We start from the raw sequence: 14761 nt of genomic DNA on the forward strand, positions 1-14761 counted from the left end.
CGGAAGCGCTGGTGTATGCTTGCCAGCGGATTCCCGGAGCCCCCTGCATGAGCCAAGTCCTCCTCGCCGCGCTTGCAGCAGCGGCAACGCCGCCGGGAATCGATGAACGCATATCGCGCGCGATGGAACCTTTCGCGGCCGTCGTCGCCAAGATCGTCCTGTTTCCGATCCCGGTCGGCGACCTGCAGATTCCCTGGATACTGTTCTGGCTGATCGCGGCGTCGATCTTCTGCACCTTCTATTTCCGCTTCATCAACGTACGCGGATTCGTGCAGGGCTTCCGCATCATCCGCGGCGACTACAGCGACCCGCGCGGGCCGGGCGAAGTGAGCCATTTCCAGGCGCTGGCCACCGCGCTGTCCGGCACGGTCGGCCTCGGCAATATCTCCGGCGTCGCGCTGGCGGTCGCGCTGGGTGGTCCGGGCGCGACGTTCTGGATGATCTTCGCGGGCATCATCGGCATGTCGGCGAAGTTCTGCGAGTGCACGCTCGGCGTGATGTATCGCAACCAGAATCCGGACGGCACCGTGTCCGGTGGGCCGATGTACTACCTGCGCAAAGGCATCGCCGAACACTATCCGGCCCTGGCGCCGCTGGGAAAGCTGTTGGGGGCGGCATTCGCGATCTTCTGCATCGGTGGCGCGATCGGCGCCGGCAACATGTTCCAGGCCAATGCGGCCTACCAGCAACTCGTTTTCATCAGCGGTGCCGGAGCCAGTCCCTTGTCCGGGCACGCCGCGCTGTTCGGCGTGGTGGTCGCCGTGCTGGTGGGCCTGGTGACGATCGGCGGTCTGCGCGGAATCGCCCGCGTGACCGACAAGCTGGTGCCGCTGATGGCCGCCATCTTCATGCTGGCCGGCATCGTGGTACTGATCGCGCACTACGATCGCCTGCCGGCGGCATTCGCTTCGATCATCGTCGGCGCTTTCTCGCCGGAGGGCGTCGCTGGCGGCGCCGTAGGCGTGATGCTCGTCGGCTTCCGTCGCGCGGCGTTCTCGAACGAAGCGGGCGTGGGCACGGCGGCGATCGCCCATTCCGGCGTCAAGACCCAGCAACCCATCACCGAGGGCCTGGTATCGCTCTGGGAACCGTTCATCGATACCGTCGTGATGTGCACGATGACGGCCTTGATCATCGTCGTCTCCGGCGTGGCCGGACCGGGCACCAGCGCCAGCGGCGTCGAACTCACCGCCAATGCCTTCGCGACCGTGCTGCCCTGGTTCCCCAACGTGCTTGCGGTCGCGGTCTTCCTGTTCGCGTTCGCGACGATGATCGCCTATTCGTACTACGGCCTGAAGGCGACGACCTATCTGTTCGGCGAGAGCAAGATCGTCGAGGCGATCTACAAGTTCGTCTTCCTCGCGTTGATCGTGGTCGGCTGCACGATGGATTTCAACAAGCTGGTGGACTTCTCCGATTCGATCTTCTTCCTGATGGCGGTACCTAACGTCATCGGCCTGTACCTGCTTGCGCCGGTGGTCAAGCGCGAGCTCGACACCTATCTCGCTCGCTTGAAGGCGGGCGAGATCCGACCGACACGCGAGGCGCCGGAAGCGCCGATGGGTTCGCTATGAGCAATCAGAACGACGCCGGCGCATCGCACGCCGGCATGCCGCTGCACCTGAAGATGCTGCTGGCCTTCGTGATCGGCACGGGCTTCGGCCTGATCGCGCACTTCTTCGCCGGCGATGCGGCCTGGCTGCCCGGCTTCATCGCCTACGTCACCGAACCCATCGGCAAGATCTTCCTGGCGCTGTTGTTCATGCTGGTGTTGCCACTGCTTTTCTCGGCCCTGGTCATGGGCGTGGCGGAAATGGGCGATATCCGCGCCCTGGGCCGGGTCGGCTGGAAGACGCTGCTGTATACCGTCAGCGTATCGGCGATGGCGGTCCTGATCGGGCTGGTGCTGGTCAACGCCTTCAAGCCTGGCGCCGGCATGGACCCGCAGCTGGCGCAGCAGTTGATAGCCGAGAAATCCGGCAGCGCGCAGGAGATCATCGCCTCGAGCAAGAGTTCGGCCACCGGCATGCAGATGCTGATCGGCATCGTGCCGCGCAACGTCATCAAGTCCGCCGCCGATTTCGATGTGCTGGCGGTGATGTTCTTCGCCGTCGCGCTGGGCGTCGGCCTGGTGCTGACGCGGACCGAATCGGCCAAGCGCCTGCAGCAGGCGATCGAAGGCCTGTTCGATGTGTCGATGACGCTGATCAACGGCGTCATCCGCGCCGCGCCTTACGCGGTCGCCTGTCTGATGTTCAATCTCGCGGCGGTGTTCGGATGGGACCTGCTGCTGCGCCTCGGCCAGTACGCCGGCGTGGTCGTGCTGGCGCTGGGCCTGCACATGTTCGTCGTGTATCCCGTGCTGCTGCGCGTATTCGGCGGCTGGTCGCCGCTGCGTTTCTTCCGCGGTTCGCAGGAAGCGATGCTGATGGCCTTCGCGACCGCTTCGTCGAATGCCACCTTGCCGACGGCGCTGCGCGTCGCCGACGACAAACTCAATCTGCCGCGCCGCGTTTCGCGCTTCGTGCTGACCGTCGGCGCCACGGCGAACCAGAACGGCACGGCCCTGTTCGAAGGCGTCACCGTACTGTTCCTGGCGCAGTTCTTCGGCATCGAGCTCGACCTCGGCCAGCAGCTGATGGTGATGTTCGTCTGCATCCTCGGCGGCATAGGCACGGCCGGCGTGCCGGCCGGCTCGCTGCCGGTCGTCGCGCTGATCTGCGGCATGGTCGGCGTCCCACCCGAAGGCATCGGCCTGATCCTCGGCGTCGACCGTTTTCTGGATATGTGCCGGACCACGGTCAACGTCACCGGCGACCTCGTGGGTGCGGTGGTGGTCAGCCGCGGCGAGAGCGACGCCTCGCTGCCGTCGGATGCCGCCGCGGCCTGAGTTCGACCGCCGCCAGGCCTAACAAGGCCGGGGGGACATCGCAACGGCGACAGCGCCGGACGAGTTTGGGACAATAGGCTGCCCGGCCCGCCGGGCAGCCCGTCGCCATTCCCGAGCCGCCCATGAGCCAGCCTTCCCGTCGCGATCTCGCGAACGCCGTCCGTTTCCTCGCTGCCGATGCCGTCGAGCAGGCCAAGTCCGGTCATCCCGGCATGCCGATGGGCATGGCCGATATTGCCGAGGTGCTCTGGAACGATTTCCTCCGGCACAACCCGAACAACCCGCATTGGGCCAACCGCGACCGCTTCGTGCTATCGAACGGTCACGGCTCCATGCTGCAGTACGCGCTGCTGCATCTGGCCGGTTACGACCTGCCGATGGACGAGATCAAGCGTTTCCGTCAGTTGCACTCGAAGACCGCCGGCCATCCCGAGCGCCACGAAACGCCGGGCGTCGAGACGACGACCGGCCCGCTCGGGCAAGGCCTCGCGAATGCCGTGGGTTTCGCGCTGGCGGAAAAGCTCCTCGCGCAGCGTTTCAATCGCGAAGGCTTCGACCTCATCGACCACCGCACCTGGGTTTTTCTCGGCGACGGCTGCCTGATGGAAGGCATCTCGCACGAGGCCGCCTCGCTCGCCGGCACCTGGGGCCTGGGCAAGCTGATCTGCTTCTGGGACGACAACCACATCTCGATCGACGGCAACACCGATGGCTGGTTCACCGACGACACCGCCGCGCGCTTCGAAGCCTATGGCTGGCAGGTCATCCGCAAGGTCGACGGCCACGATGCGGTGGAAATCCAGCAGGCGATCAAGACGGCGGTGGCCGAAACGAACAAGCCGACGCTGATCTGCTGCCGCACCGTCATCGGCTTCGGCGCGCCCACGAAACAGGGCAAGGAATCGGCGCATGGCGCGCCGCTGGGCAAGGACGAGATCGCCGCCGCGCGCACACAACTGGGCTGGCCGCATACGCCCTTCGAGATTCCCGCCGCGATCTACGAGGGCTGGCGCAAGAACGGCACGGCTTCGCGCGAAACGGAATGGAACGCCTTGTTCGACGCCTACGCCGGGCAGTATCCGACGCAAGCCGCCGAATTGACGCGTCGCCTGAGCGGCGAGTTGCCCGAAGGCTTCGCCGAGGCCGCGCAGGCCTATCTCGAAAAGCTGCAGGCCGACGGACCGGTCGTTGCCTCGCGCAAGGCTTCGCAGATGGCCTTGGAGGCTTTCGGCCCCTTGTTGCCGGAACTGATCGGCGGCTCGGCCGACCTGGCGCATTCGAACCTGACGCTGTGGAAGGGCAGCAAGTCGGTGACCTCGAACGACGCCAACGCCAACTACGTCTATTTCGGCGTGCGCGAGTTCGGCATGAGCGCGATCTGCAACGGCTTGGCCTTGCATGGCGGCTTCCTGCCCTACGACGCCACCTTCCTGGTGTTCTCCGACTATTCGCGCAATGCGCTGCGCATGTCGGCCCTGATCCCGGCCAATGTCGTGCATGTCTTCACGCACGATTCGATCGGCCTGGGCGAAGACGGCCCGACGCACCAACCGGTCGAGCACCTCGCCTCGCTGCGCTACATCCCGAACAACGAAGTCTGGCGCCCCTGCGATGCGGTGGAATCCGCGGCCGCGTGGCAGCGCGCCGTCGAACGCCGTGATGGACCGACCTGCCTGGTATTCAGCCGTCAGAACCTGGCGCACCAGGCACGCGATGCGAAGCAGCTTGGCGACATCGCTCGCGGCGCTTACGTGCTGCATGAACCGGCGAGCGGTTTCGAGCCCGGCAAGGACATCCTGCTCATCGGCACGGGTTCCGAAGTCGATCTGGCGATGCAGGCCGCCAAGCGCCTGGAAAGCGAAGGCTTGCGCGCGCGTGTCGTGTCGATGCCATCGAGCAATCGTTTCGATCGGCAGCCCGCGGAATACCGCGAATCGGTACTGCCGTCGTCGTGCCGCAAGCGCGTCGCCGTCGAGGCGGGCGTCACCGATTTCTGGCGCAAGTACGTCGGCCTCGAGGGCGCGGTGATCGGCATCGACAGCTTCGGCGCGTCGGCGCCGGCAGAACATTTGTATCCGCATTTCGGCATTACCGCCGATGCCGTGGTAGCAGCGGCGAAAGCGCTGGCCTGAAACGGTTGATGGTGGGTGGTTTGTAGTCGTTGGTTGCTGGTTTGCAGCACCATCAACCACCTATCACGGGCCATCAGTCCCTACGCGGAAGTCTTCGACAGCGCGAGTCCGACCAGGCGCGCGCTCAGTCTTTCGCCGAGTCCCTTGGGCGAAGCCAGCTGCATGCGCGCCATGGCCTGCGCGTCGCGGCTGCGGCCGTGCAGCAGCGCGGAGATCGCCGTACGCAGTTTGCCGCGGCGGGTCGATGTCGCTGATTTCAGCCAACCCAGGGCTCGTACCAGGCGCTGCTCGGTGTCGGTGAAGTCGCTGCCCAGCGGGTAATCGGGCAACAGGCCCATCTGCCGGTAGGGTCGCAAGGTCGCGGCCAGGCGTTCGGGCGTGTTCGTCGCCAGCCGTTTCGCGAGACCGAACGCCGCCGGCAACTTCTTCGCCGCTTTCGCCCGCGACAGCAGTTGCCCCTGGAAACGCGCGTCGCACACGGAAAGCATGCGCTGTACGCATTCGCTGTCGCTGGCGCCGCGCAGGTCCGCGGCGCCGTATTCGGTGATGGCGATGTCGCGCAGATGCCGGGGGATCGTGCAATGCCCGTAGTTCCACAGCACGCTGGAAGCGGCGACGCCACGCGCCTCGCGCACGGCGCGGAACATCAGTATCGAGCGGCCATCGCGCAGGGCATGCGCCATCGCCACGAAGTTGTATTGGCCGCCGACGCCGGACACCACGCGGCCGTCGGCGAGCGCATCCGACACCGCCGCGCCCAGCGCGGTCATCATCATGCAACTGTTGAAGAAACGGGCATCGCGACGCTGCAGGCGCTCGAGCGCCTCGTTGCCGCCGTAGAGCTCGTTGATGTGCGAAATGCGCGTCATGCCGATGCCGCGACGCTGGTTGTCCGGCAGCGAACGCAGCCATTCGTACAGTTCGTTCGAGCCCAGATAGAAGCCGCCATCCAGCCAGCGCCCTTCCATGTCGAGACGTTGGCGATCCTCTTCCGTCGCCTCGTTGTCCGCGATGCGTCGCATCGCTTCGGCATCGTCCAGCACGCGCCGCCGCAGGATGCCCGCCTGTGCGAGGCGCATGAAGCCGTCGTTGACCAGTTCGCTGGCGCCGTACAAGCCGAGACGGAAAGGTTCGGTGCCGCCGACGCGATGCACCAGCTCGCTCTCGGCGAAGCCGGGTGCGAGCGCCGCGAGCAGCAGCCGATACTCCTCGTTGCGCGTGTGGCGAAGTATTAGCCCATGGCAGATCGCATCGGAGAGCGAGCCGATGCCGATCTGCAGGGTACCGCCGTCGCGCACGAGGGCGCTGGCACGCAAGCCGATGGCGTAGTCGGCGTCGCTGACCGGTTGCCGGGGCAGGGCGAAAAGCTTGGGTGCGGGGCCCGGCAGGTCGATCACGAGATCGAAAAAACCATCCGGCGTGCGGGCGCTGCCGCCCAACCACGGCAACTGCGGATCGATTTCGGCCACCATCAACGGGCGGGGCTTGCCGAGACCGGCGATTTCGTCGAGAAGATCGAACGTCAGGTCCGGATTGCTGCTCAGGCTCAGGCGCGAACCGCCGGGCTCGCGCGCCACCTTCTGCACCAGCACGTTGATGCCGTGCGCAGCGACGGTACGGGCGACATGGGTGTAGTTCAGGCTGGCGTAGTCCTGCTGCGATTGCGCCGAATCGAGCTGTGCGCCGGATTGCAGGTAGAACTCCTCCACCCGCACGTTCGGCGGCAAGGCGTCGGCGCGTTGCGCCAACGCGTACTTCAGCCGCGGGAAGTCCTCGCCGAAATGACGGTCGACGAAAGGCTGCAGGAAGCGGCGCTCCAGGTCGCTGCCGGCCGAGGGTGGAGTCAGCGAAAGCGCCGTGTAGACCTGCAGGGAGCGATCGGCATGATCGGCGACGGCGTCGTAGATCGCGTTGAGCAAGCGATGCGGCTTGCCGATGCCCAACGGAGCGGCCACGCGCAGCCGTCCGCCGGTATGGCGCAGGATCTCCGCGATGGCCTCGTCCAGCGAGGCGAGTTCGCGCGGCGTCACAGGGCGTCCAGCGGGATCTTCAGGTAACGCACGCCGTTCTCGTCGGGTGGCGGCAGGCGGCCGGCGCGAATATTCACCTGCACGGCCGGCAGCATCAGTACCGGTACCGCGAGGCCGGCATCGCGTGCTTCCCGCATGGCCACGAAAGAAGCCTCGTCGACGCCGTCGCGCACATGGATGTTGGCGCGGCGTTGTTCGCCGATCGTGGTCTCGTGGGCAACCGCCCGGCCTCCGGGGCCGTAATCGTGGCAAACGAACAATCGCGTCGCATCGGGCAGTTGCAGCAGACGCTGGATCGAGCGGTAGAGCATCGCGGCGTCGCCGCCCGGGAAATCGCAGCGGGCGGTACCGCCATCGGGCATGAAGATGGAATCCCCGACGAATAGCGCGTCGCCGACCAGGTAGGCGACGCTGTCGCTGGTGTGGCCGGGCACCGCGATCACGCGGGCTTCGATCGTGCCGAGCGCGAAAGCCTCGCCATCGGCGAACAGGTGATCGAACTGCGAGCCGTCGGTAGCGAAGTCCGCCTCCAGGTTGAAGATCGGCTTGAAGGCCGCTTGCACGAGCCGGATGCCCTCGCCGATGCCGACACGGCCGCCGCATCGCGCCTGCAGCCATGGCGCGGCACTGAGGTGATCGGCATGCGCATGGGTTTCCAGTATCCATTGCAGCCGCAGCCCGCCCTCGGCGATGGCATCGGCGATCTTGCCGATCGAGCTGGTGCCGGTGCGGCCTGATTTCGGGTCGTAGTCGAGCACCGGGTCGATCACCAGCGCGTGTTTCGTCGCCGGATCGGACACCAGGTAGGACCAGGTATTGCTGTCCTGATGGAAGAAAGCTTGCACGATCACGGACATGGCGATTCCCTCGCGTGCCTTATCGGGCCAGGGCGTAGTTGATCATGTCGGCCAGGCGCGCGCCGGCCTGGCGCAGTCGCTGTTCTGCCAGCGGACGGTGCTTTGCGATATAGGCTTCGCCGATCGAATGCTTGGGCGGGTACAGCACGCCCTGCTGCACCAGCTTGCAGGATTCGGTCACCCAGTCGACGGCGGGGCGGTCGGACATCCGCGTGCGGTCGTAGGGCAGGGGCTCCTGTTTCTCCAGCGCCAGCACGTATTCGCCGGGCGTCAAACCTCGCGACTTGATCAGGCTGCGATCCCAGATGTGATGCAGGTCGGTGCCTTCGCCGGCGTACTGGATCTGGTAGTTGTTGCCGCCGCGATCGTCGCGATAGCCGGCATGGAACGGCTGGTGCACGTCGCCGACGATATGCACGAGGAATTTCAGCGCTTCGCGTCGCTCGGTATCGCTGCGCGCCTTGTCGGACAGGATCAGGAACTGGCGGTTGATCGCGTTCACCGCGCAGTTGCCGTCCGGGCAGTCGCGAGGCGGCGTGTAGTTGCAATCGTTGCGCGGGAAATTGACGTAGTGCCACTTCGAACTCGGTTGCGTGCGCTCCGGGTCCTGCTCGCGCAGTTCGTCGGCCCAATTGGCGATGCCCGCGAGGCTCGGCTCGGGCTCGCCCGCCAGCAGCCGCGAAACCTCGGCCTGGGCGGCGGGTTTGAGCTGGCGTTGGGCCAGTTCACCGACGATCCGGTGCCCGTCCTTGCCCCAGGCGCAGGCCAGGGCAGGCGTCAGGAGCAACAAGAACATGGAAATGCCACGACGGATCAAGGGCATGCGTGCGTCCGGGGTCTGTCGCCAGAGGGGCTCCAGGCGATAAAATAGCCGCTTTCCGTCCTCCCGGGAGCTACTCATGGCGATCAAGGTCGCGATCAATGGTTATGGCCGCATCGGCCGCAATGTCCTCCGCGCGCTGTACGAGTCGGGCCGCACGAACGAGATCCGCATCGTCGCGATCAACGACCTCGGCGATGCCGAGACGAATGCGCACCTGACCCGCTACGACACGGCGCATGGCCGCTTCAACGGCGAGGTCGTGGTGGATGGGGACCATCTGGTCGTCAACGGCGACCGCATCAAGGTCTGCGCCGAGCGCGATCCGGCCAAGCTGCCCTGGGGCGAGCTGGGCGTGGACGTGGTGTTCGAGTGCACCGGCCTGTTCACCTCCAAGGCGAAGGCCGGCGCGCACATCGCGGCGGGCGCGAAGAAGGTCGTGATCTCGGCGCCGGGCGGCAACGACGTCGACAACACGATCGTGTTCGGCGTCAACCACCAGACCTTGAAGGCATCCGACACCGTCATCTCGAACGCCTCCTGCACCACCAACTGCCTGGCGCCGCTGGCCAAGGTGCTGCACGAGAAGATCGGCATCGTGCATGGCCTGATGACCACCATCCACGCCTACACGAACGATCAGGTGCTGACCGACGTCTATCACTCCGACCTGCGCCGCGCCCGCAGCGCGACCATGTCGCAGATCCCGACCAAGACCGGCGCCGCCGCCGCGGTCGGCCTGGTGCTGCCGGAGCTCAACGGCAAGCTGACCGGTTTCTCGATGCGCGTGCCGACGATTAACGTTTCGGTCGTCGACCTGAGCTTCGTCGCCAAGCGCGAGACCAGCAAGGCCGAGATCGACGCCGCCATCCGCGAAGCCAGCGAAGGCGCGCTGAAGGGCATTCTCGGCTTCAACGACAAGCCGCTGGTCTCGGTCGACTTCAACCACGACCCGCGCAGCTCGGTCTACGACAGCACCCTGACCCAGGTCATGGAAGGCACGCTGGTCAAGGTCTGCTCGTGGTACGACAACGAATGGGGCTTCTCCAACCGCATGCTCGACACGACGCTGGCCTTGATGGCCGCGAAGTAAGCGTTCGCAGATTCGGTTCGAACGAAACCCCGGCTCCGGCCGGGGTTTTTCTTCTGGGCGAGCTGGATCGTATCGTCGCGCTTCAGCGCCGCGAACGCCATTGCACGATGGCGGCGGCGAGCAGTTTGCCGGCCGCCAGCGCGCCGAAATAGACGACGCCGAACGCCACGACACGATGCGGCTCGTCGATCCAGACGCCACCGCCGGTGAGTCCGAAGCGCGGTTGCAGCGCTTCGGTCATGCCCCAGCGCGGAATATCGGGAACGATCGTCGCGAAGCAACCGAACAGATAAGCCACGACCGATCCCGCCCAGGCGGCCATCTGCCAGAACATCGTGTCGTCCGGGTCCACGACCGGATGCGCGCGTACCCAGAGGATCTTGCCGATCAGCAACCAGAGGAAACCGAGCAGGGGCCACCACGTGCCGAAACCCATGCAGAATGCGCCGATCATCAGGACGTAGAACGAGGACAGGCCGAGCAGGCTGCCGATGCGCTTGAGACGCGAAGCATCCGGCGTGTTGGCGAAAACGGTGAAGAATCCGGTGGCGTGGATCAGGAAGAATTCCAGCAGCATGGTCAGCATCGCCGTCTTGACCGAGAACGGTCCGAAGCGCAGCGGCGAGGCCCAGACCAGCGCGAAAGCCAGTGCCGTGCAGATGTCGGGCAGGGCGGCCCAATAGCCGATCGCCACCGGCGTTTCGGTCGCCGCGGTCTTCGCCGATCGCATCAGGAACGACGACCCGCGGGCAAGTTCCTGGCCCACTCGGGCCGGTACTTCCATTTCATCCAAGCCAGCAGGCCGAAGTAGACGAAGCCGCCGGCGATGACGGTATGCGGCTTCTCGATCCACAGGCCGCTGCCCGGCAACTGCAGTTGCGCAACGAGCTCGGCGCCGAGACCGAATCGCGGCAGCGGCAGGATGACGCCCATGAACACCGCGGCCAGGTAGGCGGCCACCGAAAACGCCCACAGGGTCATCTGTCGTTGCGCTTCCTCCGTTTTCGGCACGGGCGCGAGCCAGATCAGCGCGAACTTCGCCAACATCAGCCAGCCGAAAGTCAGCACCGGCCACCAGCTGTCGAAGGCGAGCGAGAACGCGCCGGCGAACAACATGTAGAAGGCCCCGAAGCCGAGCATGGCCACGGTCTTGTAGCGGCGACTGGCTTTGTCGGAGAGCACGACCGCGCCGATGAAGGCGCCCGAATGCACGACGAGGAATTCGAGCAGCATCACCAGCATCAGGAAGTTCACCGCATCGTGTTTCCACAGCAGCGGCGAGAACCAGGTGACCAGGTAGGCGAGCGAGGTCAGGGCGTCGGGCAGGACCGAGATCCAGCGCGCGATCGCCGACGAGACCTGCTCGGCGGGCGCGCTCGCCGTCATGGCGCGTCGTCGTCCGGACTCGCGCCGGCGGCCGCGCGGCGCAGGCGGTCGTGCACGGCCAACCAGGCTTCCGTATCGGGCGGGCGCTCGACCAGCAGCAGGTTGTCTCCCCGTGCATCCAGCAATCGCAGCGCCGCATACAGGCCATGCGCATAAGCGCGCGCGTCGACGGGCAGGACCAGGCCATCGCCGTCTTCGGGCAGTGCCCCGATTGCCAGCAGCCCGACGCGTTTGCCGAACGCGCGCTGCTGACCCGCCTCGCGTTCAAGCGCGTCGCGCGCGAGCAGCAACATCGGCGTGCGCGGCGCGTAATGCGCTTCCAGCGTGCCCGAGGCCCGCGGACTGTGCGCACCGCTGCCGACCGCGACCGGTCCGATGACCTGTTCGATCTGCTCGCGGGAGATGCCGCCCGGGCGCAGGATCCGCGGCGTTTCGCCGGACAAATCGACAATCGTGCTTTCGATGCCGACATCGCTGTCGCCGCCGTCGAGCACCAGGGGTACGGCGGCGCCGAATTCGTCGCGCACGTGTTGCGCCGAGGTCGGTGAGATGCGTCCGAAGCGGTTCGCCGAGGGTGCGGCGAGCCCGCCGCCGAAACGACGCAGCAGATCGCGCGCCAAGGGGTGCGCGGGGCAGCGCAGGCCCACCGTGTCCTGTCCGCCGGTCACGACATCCGGAACGGACGCCTGTTTGCGCAGGATCAGCGTCAGCGGGCCGGGCCAGAACGCTTCCGCGAGGCGATGCGCCGTCGCCGGGACATTGAGCGCCCAGTGCGCCAGCGCTTCGGCCTCGGCGATATGCACGATCAGCGGATGGTCGGCAGGACGCCCCTTGATGGCGAAAATGCGCAGCACCGCTGCCGTATTGCCCGCGTCGGCCGCGAGGCCGTAGACCGTTTCTGTCGGCAAGCCGATGACTTCGCCGCGGCGCAGCGCCTCGATCGCGGCATCGATCGCCTCGTTCGCGTTCACGTCGCGTACTCCTCGCGCAGCAGGCCGTACAACGCGGTATCGCAGACCTCGCCGGCGACGCGCCAACGGCCGCGCAGCAGCCCTTCGCGAACGAAGCCGAGCTTCTCGACCAAACGGCAGGAAGCCTCGTTGCGCGGATCGATGTCGGCCTCGATGCGTTCGAGCCCCAATCGTTCGAAGGCGTAAGCGAGCGCGAGCCGGACCGCTTCCCGGGCCAGGCCCCGCCCCTGTCGATCAGGATGCAGGTTGTAGCCGATTTCGCCGCGCCGATTCACCTGATCGATCGCGAACAAGGTCACGCCGCCGATCAGGCGGTCGTCCTGCCTGTCCGCCATCGCCCAGGGATGCACGTCGGTTTCGCGCATCTGCTTGGCGATCAACGCCAGTTTCTCCTCCGCCTGCCGACGCTCGGTCCAAGCGTCGAAGCTCCAGTAGCGCATCACGCGCGGGTCGCTGTAGATGGCGAACAAGTCGTCGGCGTCGTCGTCGCGGAAAGCGCGCAGGCGCAGGCGCGCGCTTTCCAGCACGGGCAGTCGGCGAGCGGTCGGGGTGTCGGCCATGCCGCATTCTGGCATGGGCGCAGGATGCGCCCAATGGCGGTTCATTCCTTCCGGACGATCTTCTCGCGCGTGGGCAGGGACCAGAGCCAGATCGCCACCAGCAGGCAGCAGGCGCCGGGAATCCAGCCCACGCGTGGCGGCAGCAACCACCACGCGCCGGCCGAACTGCCGGCCATCATCACGGTGGCCAACTGCTTGGCGCGCAATGGCACGGCATGATGCGCCCGCCAATCCTTGATGATGGGTCCGAGTTTCGGGTGTTCGAGCATCCAGCGTTCCCAGCGCCGGCTGCCGCGACTGAAACAGTAGGCAGCCAGCAGGACGAAGGGCACCGTCGGCAGCAGGGGCAGGAAAATGCCGATGGCGCCGAGCGCCAGCGACAGGAATCCCGCTCCCAACCAGAACGCGCGAATCAGTTTGGCCTGCATGGGATGATCATGACGGCGCCGATGCTGGCGTCAAGTCGCCGCGTGACCCGTGCCTGCGCAGCTACAATGCCGGGATGATCGGATTCGACGAAGCCAGGCGCCTGGCGCTAGCGGGAGCGCAGCCATTGCCGTCCGAGCGCGTTGGCCTGGCGGACTGCTGCGGCCGCGTGTTGGGTGAAGACCTGCATAGCCCGAGCGACCTACCGCCTTTCGACAACAGCGCGATGGATGGTTTCGCATTGCCGGTCGGCGCGGAACCGATGCCCATCGGGTGCGAGTTCGACATCGTCGCCTCGATCGCCGCTGGCGATGATGGCAGCGAAGCCAGGGGGGCTTGCGAGATCATGACCGGCGCGCCGATGCCGCCCGGACTCGATGCCGTATTGCCGGTGGAACAGGCGCGCGTGCTTTCGTGCGATGGGCAAGGTCGTCCGACCCGCATCGCGCTGCTGTCGGCGGTCGAGCCGGGCGCGCACGTCCGACGGCGCGGCAGCGACGTGTCTGCGGGGCAGCCTGTCTTGCCCGCGGGTACGGTGCTGGATGCGTCCGCGCGCATGCTGCTGGCGGCGATGGGCGTGGCCGAGATCGGAGTGCGCGCACGGTTGCCGGCGGCGCTGATCTGCACCGGCGCCGAACTCGTCGACGATCCGGCGCAGGCCTTGCGGCCCGGCCAGATCCGCAACAGCAACGGCCCTTATCTCGCGCAGCGTCTGGCGGATATCGGCGCCGTGCTCGCGCACCGCGAAACCGTCGCGGACGAGGCGGCGGCATTTCTCGCGGCGTTACGACGCGCACAGGATGCCGGCGCGCGCCTGGTGGTCAGCACCGGTGCCGTTTCCATGGGGCGGCATGATTTCGTACCGGAGGCCTTGCGCTCCATCGGCGCCGAGCTGGTCTTCCACAAGATCGCGATGCGGCCGGGAAAACCTCTGCTGCATGCCCGCTTGCCGGATGGCAGCGCCTATTTCGGGTTGCCGGGGAATCCCATTTCCGGCGCGGTGGGGTTGCGTTTCTTCATCGAACCCTGGTTACGCGCCCGCCAGGGCCGCGCGCCGGAATCTTCGATTCGCCTGCCGCTGGCCGAACCCGCGCGCAAGAAGGCGGGTTTCACGATGCTGCAAAAGGCGCGCGTATTCCTCGACGCCAGTGGCGTCGCGCGCGTCCGGCTGCTGCAGGGGCAGGAATCGTTCCGCATCCAGTCTCTGATCGCCGCCAACGCCTGGGCCGTATTGCCCGTCGCGGCGGAAGCGCTGCCGGCGGGCATGTCGATCGACGTCTTCGGCCTGGAAGGCGAGGGCATCGTATTGACGGCGGATCGCCCGCAAGGAGGAACGAATGCGCATTGAACTGGAACTGTTCGGCGCACTGCGTGGCGTCGAGCCGCACGATCGTCTTGTTCTCGAAGTGGACGGCGCCTGCGTCGCGGACTTGCGCCGCGCTGTGGCGACGCATGCAGCGGCGAATTGGCCGGGCATCGCACCGGGCCTTCTGCAGCGCTGCGCATTCGCCACCCCTACGCAGGTGCTGCGCGATGCCGAGCCCTTGCCGCCCGACGGGCGCATGGCCATCCTGCCCCCGGTCAGCGGGGGTTGAG

The 14761-nt window shown here is 66.5% G+C and carries 14 protein-coding genes; 6 read left to right on the forward strand and 8 right to left on the reverse strand.

Annotated elements, in window-relative coordinates:
• Window positions 1-47 precede the first annotated feature (47 nt).
• From QM707_RS02050 to tkt, 3 genes are all read left to right on the forward strand, one after another.
• On the forward strand, window positions 48-1574 hold the full coding sequence (locus QM707_RS02050; protein ID WP_415000212.1) for an alanine/glycine:cation symporter family protein: 1527 nt from the start codon (window positions 48-50) through the stop codon (window positions 1572-1574).
• The gene (locus QM707_RS02055; protein ID WP_415000213.1) at window positions 1571-2890 is read left to right on the forward strand and encodes a dicarboxylate/amino acid:cation symporter; all 1320 of its coding nucleotides are present in this window, start codon (window positions 1571-1573) and stop codon (window positions 2888-2890) included. The genes QM707_RS02050 and QM707_RS02055 overlap by 4 nt, the downstream gene beginning before the upstream one ends.
• 122 nt (window positions 2891-3012) lie before the next feature.
• Window positions 3013-5022 (forward strand): transketolase, encoded by a 2010-nt coding sequence (gene tkt / locus QM707_RS02060; protein WP_415000214.1) that lies wholly within the window; start codon window positions 3013-3015, stop codon window positions 5020-5022.
• Between the two features lie 80 nt (window positions 5023-5102).
• On the opposite strand, the gene QM707_RS02065 is transcribed toward tkt, so the two are convergent.
• From QM707_RS02065 to QM707_RS02075, 3 genes are read right to left on the reverse strand one after another with little or no spacing between them, the layout of a single operon-like run.
• The gene (locus QM707_RS02065; RefSeq protein WP_415000215.1) at window positions 5103-7052 is read right to left on the reverse strand and encodes an acetyl-CoA hydrolase/transferase C-terminal domain-containing protein; all 1950 of its coding nucleotides are present in this window, start codon (window positions 7050-7052) and stop codon (window positions 5103-5105) included.
• The gene (locus QM707_RS02070) at window positions 7049-7909 is read right to left on the reverse strand and encodes an MBL fold metallo-hydrolase (protein WP_415000216.1); all 861 of its coding nucleotides are present in this window, start codon (window positions 7907-7909) and stop codon (window positions 7049-7051) included. The genes QM707_RS02065 and QM707_RS02070 overlap by 4 nt, the downstream gene beginning before the upstream one ends.
• 19 nt (window positions 7910-7928) lie before the next feature.
• Window positions 7929-8732 carry a S1/P1 nuclease gene (locus QM707_RS02075; protein ID WP_415000217.1) on the reverse strand — a complete coding sequence of 268 codons (804 nt, stop codon included), beginning with the start codon at window positions 8730-8732 and terminating at the stop codon, window positions 7929-7931.
• 76 nt (window positions 8733-8808) lie between these two features.
• Here QM707_RS02075 and gap point away from each other — a divergent pair, with 76 nt between their 5' ends.
• Entirely contained in the window at window positions 8809-9822 is a 1014-nt protein-coding gene (gap, locus tag QM707_RS02080) for a type I glyceraldehyde-3-phosphate dehydrogenase (RefSeq protein WP_415000218.1), read from the forward strand.
• 82 nt (window positions 9823-9904) lie between these two features.
• Here the strand turns inward: gap and QM707_RS02085 are convergent, their stop codons facing one another.
• Genes QM707_RS02085 through QM707_RS02105 form a run of 5 tightly spaced genes read right to left on the reverse strand, consistent with a single transcriptional unit; the run spans window position 9905 to window position 13167 of the window.
• A complete protein-coding gene (locus QM707_RS02085; protein ID WP_415000219.1) occupies window positions 9905-10552 on the reverse strand; it encodes a hypothetical protein in 648 nt (215 codons plus the stop codon).
• Window positions 10552-11208, reverse strand: a complete 657-nt coding sequence (locus tag QM707_RS02090) for a hypothetical protein (RefSeq protein WP_415000220.1) — start codon at window positions 11206-11208, stop codon at window positions 10552-10554. The genes QM707_RS02085 and QM707_RS02090 overlap by 1 nt, the downstream gene beginning before the upstream one ends.
• On the reverse strand, window positions 11205-12179 hold the full coding sequence (locus QM707_RS02095; RefSeq protein ID WP_415000221.1) for an L-threonylcarbamoyladenylate synthase: 975 nt from the start codon (window positions 12177-12179) through the stop codon (window positions 11205-11207). Before QM707_RS02095 ends, QM707_RS02090 begins: the two co-directional genes overlap by 4 nt.
• Window positions 12176-12739, reverse strand: a complete 564-nt coding sequence (locus QM707_RS02100) for a GNAT family N-acetyltransferase (protein ID WP_415000222.1) — start codon at window positions 12737-12739, stop codon at window positions 12176-12178. Before QM707_RS02100 ends, QM707_RS02095 begins: the two co-directional genes overlap by 4 nt.
• 41 nt (window positions 12740-12780) lie before the next feature.
• Complete coding sequence (locus QM707_RS02105) at window positions 12781-13167, reverse strand: YbaN family protein (RefSeq protein WP_415000223.1); 387 nt, start codon at window positions 13165-13167, stop codon at window positions 12781-12783.
• A 74-nt stretch (window positions 13168-13241) separates the two neighbouring features.
• On the opposite strand from QM707_RS02105, the gene QM707_RS02110 reads away from it, so the two are divergent.
• Window positions 13242-14513 carry a molybdopterin molybdotransferase MoeA gene (locus QM707_RS02110; RefSeq protein WP_415000224.1) on the forward strand — a complete coding sequence of 424 codons (1272 nt, stop codon included), beginning with the start codon at window positions 13242-13244 and terminating at the stop codon, window positions 14511-14513.
• Window positions 14503-14760, forward strand: coding sequence for a MoaD/ThiS family protein (locus tag QM707_RS02115; protein ID WP_415000225.1), 258 nt, complete (start codon window positions 14503-14505; stop codon window positions 14758-14760). Before QM707_RS02110 ends, QM707_RS02115 begins: the two co-directional genes overlap by 11 nt.
• The last annotated feature ends 1 nt before the right edge of the window (window position 14761 follow it).

The sequence above is a fragment of the Arenimonas sp. genome (assembly GCF_047602345.1).
Taxonomy (GTDB): Bacteria; Pseudomonadota; Gammaproteobacteria; order Xanthomonadales; family Xanthomonadaceae; genus Arenimonas.

What these genes read in the sequence shown, in the direction of transcription:
- QM707_RS02050 (WP_415000212.1), top strand. Translation starts at nt 48, where the DNA reads ATGAGCCAAGTCCTCCTCGCCGCGCTTGCAGCAGCGGCAACGCCGCCG.
- QM707_RS02055 (WP_415000213.1), top strand. Translation starts at nt 1,571, where the DNA reads ATGAGCAATCAGAACGACGCCGGCGCATCGCACGCCGGCATGCCGCTG.
- tkt (WP_415000214.1), top strand. Translation starts at nt 3,013, where the DNA reads ATGAGCCAGCCTTCCCGTCGCGATCTCGCGAACGCCGTCCGTTTCCTC.
- QM707_RS02070 (WP_415000216.1), bottom strand. Translation starts at nt 7,909, where the DNA reads ATGTCCGTGATCGTGCAAGCTTTCTTCCATCAGGACAGCAATACCTGG.
- QM707_RS02075 (WP_415000217.1), bottom strand. Translation starts at nt 8,732, where the DNA reads ATGCCCTTGATCCGTCGTGGCATTTCCATGTTCTTGTTGCTCCTGACG.
- gap (WP_415000218.1), top strand. Translation starts at nt 8,809, where the DNA reads ATGGCGATCAAGGTCGCGATCAATGGTTATGGCCGCATCGGCCGCAAT.
- QM707_RS02085 (WP_415000219.1), bottom strand. Translation starts at nt 10,552, where the DNA reads ATGCGATCGGCGAAGACCGCGGCGACCGAAACGCCGGTGGCGATCGGC.
- QM707_RS02090 (WP_415000220.1), bottom strand. Translation starts at nt 11,208, where the DNA reads ATGACGGCGAGCGCGCCCGCCGAGCAGGTCTCGTCGGCGATCGCGCGC.
- QM707_RS02100 (WP_415000222.1), bottom strand. Translation starts at nt 12,739, where the DNA reads ATGGCCGACACCCCGACCGCTCGCCGACTGCCCGTGCTGGAAAGCGCG.
- QM707_RS02105 (WP_415000223.1), bottom strand. Translation starts at nt 13,167, where the DNA reads ATGCAGGCCAAACTGATTCGCGCGTTCTGGTTGGGAGCGGGATTCCTG.
- QM707_RS02110 (WP_415000224.1), top strand. Translation starts at nt 13,242, where the DNA reads ATGATCGGATTCGACGAAGCCAGGCGCCTGGCGCTAGCGGGAGCGCAG.
- QM707_RS02115 (WP_415000225.1), top strand. Translation starts at nt 14,503, where the DNA reads ATGCGCATTGAACTGGAACTGTTCGGCGCACTGCGTGGCGTCGAGCCG.